The following is a 1,650-nucleotide window of genomic DNA, read 5'->3' as shown; positions in this document are numbered from 1 at the left end:
GCTGCGCGAGCAGCCGTGGTACGGCGGCTCGTTCGCGATGTTCGGCCCCTCCTACCTCGGCTACACGCAGTGGGCCGTCGCGGCCTACGCCGGGCCGGACCTGAGGGCCATGGCCACGCAGATCACCGCCTCCCAGTTCAGGGACGCGGCCTACGTGGGCGGCGCGTTCGCGCTGGAGTCGGCGCTGAGCTGGACCACACTCACCGACGGCATGTCGCGCCGCTTCGGCGGCGCCGCGGTGCTGACCGCGCCCAGGCACGCCCACAGGGCGGTCCTGTCGGGCCGCCCCGTGGCCGAGCTGGACCTGGCCTCGGCCGGTCGGCAGCTCCGGTTCTACCAGGACCTGCTCACGCACCACGCCGACCCGGCCGTCCCCTATTGGGACAAGCGCGACTTCTCCCCGAAGGTGGGCGAGGTGGAGGCGGCGGTCACCATGCTGGGCGGCTGGTACGACGTGTTCCTGCCGTGGCAGCTCAAGGACTACGCGGCGATGCGCGCCGCCGGGCGGCGGCCGTACCTGACGATCGGGCCCTGGTACCACGTCGACACCCGGCACGGGCGGCCCGCCATGGCCGAGGCCTCGGCCTGGTTCCGCGCGCACCTGCTGGGCGACTACTCCAGGCTGCGGGCCGAACCCGTGCGGCTCTACGTCACGGGGGCCGAGGAGTGGCGGGACTACTCCGACTGGCCGGTGCCCGGGATGCAGGAGCAGCGCTGGCACCTGCAGCACGGGTTCGGACTGGGCGTTGACGGGCCGCTGGACTCCCCGCCCGACCGGTTCCGGTACGACCCCTCCCATCCGACGCCCGTGATCGGCGGGCCCGTGCTGCTCGGGGACTCCAGGCCGCGCGACCAGCGACGGCTGGAGCAACGGCGCGACGTGCTGGTGTACAGTTCAGCGGCGCTGGAGTCGGACGTGGAGATGATCGGGCCGGTGCGGGCTGAGCTGTTCGTGCGGTCGAGCACGCCGTACGTGGACGTGGTGGTGCGGGTGTGCGACGTGCACCCGGACGGGCGCTCGTTCAACGTGTGCGAGGGCGTCCGCCGTCTGGCGGACGCCGGTTCCGGGCTGCGGCGGGTGTCCGTGGATCTCTGGCCGATCGCGCACCGGTTCGGGCGCGACCACCGGATCAGGGTGCACGTGGCGGCGGGGGCGTACCCGACGATCGCCCGCAACCACGGCACCGGCGATCCCCTGGGCAGCGGCAACGGCGCGATGGTGCCCGCCGACGTCGAGGTGTTCCACTCCCCCGACCATCCGTCCGCCGTGGTGCTGCCGCTGTGCGCGCCTCACGGTTGATGTCGCTGGTCCTGCTGTTGCAGGGCCGGGGCGGGATGACGGCGGCCGAGCTGGCCGAGGAGCTGGAGGTCTCGGAGCGCACGGTGCACCGGGACGTGCTGGCGCTGTCGGAGGCGGGCGTGCCCGTGTACGCCGACCGGGGGCGGGGCGGCGGTTACCGGCTGCTCGACGGGTACCGGACCCGGCTGACCGGCCTGGACCGGGCCGAGGCGGAGGCGCTGTTCCTGTCGGGGGTGCCGGCGGCGCTGCGGGAGATGGGGCTGGAGGGGGTGGCGGCCACGGCCCGGCTGAAGGCCGCCGCCGCGCTCTCCCCCGCGCTGCGGGACGCGCCCGCCGTCGCGGCGCAGCGC

General features: G+C 74.5%; 2 protein-coding genes. Both read left to right on the top strand.

What is annotated here, in order from left to right:
* On the top strand, window positions 1-1,300 hold a 1,300-nt coding region (locus AB0J09_RS64280), incomplete at its 5' end, for a CocE/NonD family hydrolase (RefSeq protein WP_360714279.1).
* On the top strand, window positions 1,282-1,650 hold a 369-nt coding region (locus tag AB0J09_RS64275), incomplete at its 3' end, for an HTH domain-containing protein (protein ID WP_360714277.1). The genes AB0J09_RS64280 and AB0J09_RS64275, both read left to right, overlap by 19 nt.

Origin of the sequence: Nonomuraea sp. NPDC049784 (assembly GCF_040659615.1) — a bacterium.
Classification (GTDB): Bacteria; Actinomycetota; Actinomycetes; order Streptosporangiales; family Streptosporangiaceae; genus Nonomuraea.
The sequence above is the reverse complement of the archived record's forward strand: the minus strand, read 5'-3'. Positions and strand labels throughout refer to the sequence as shown.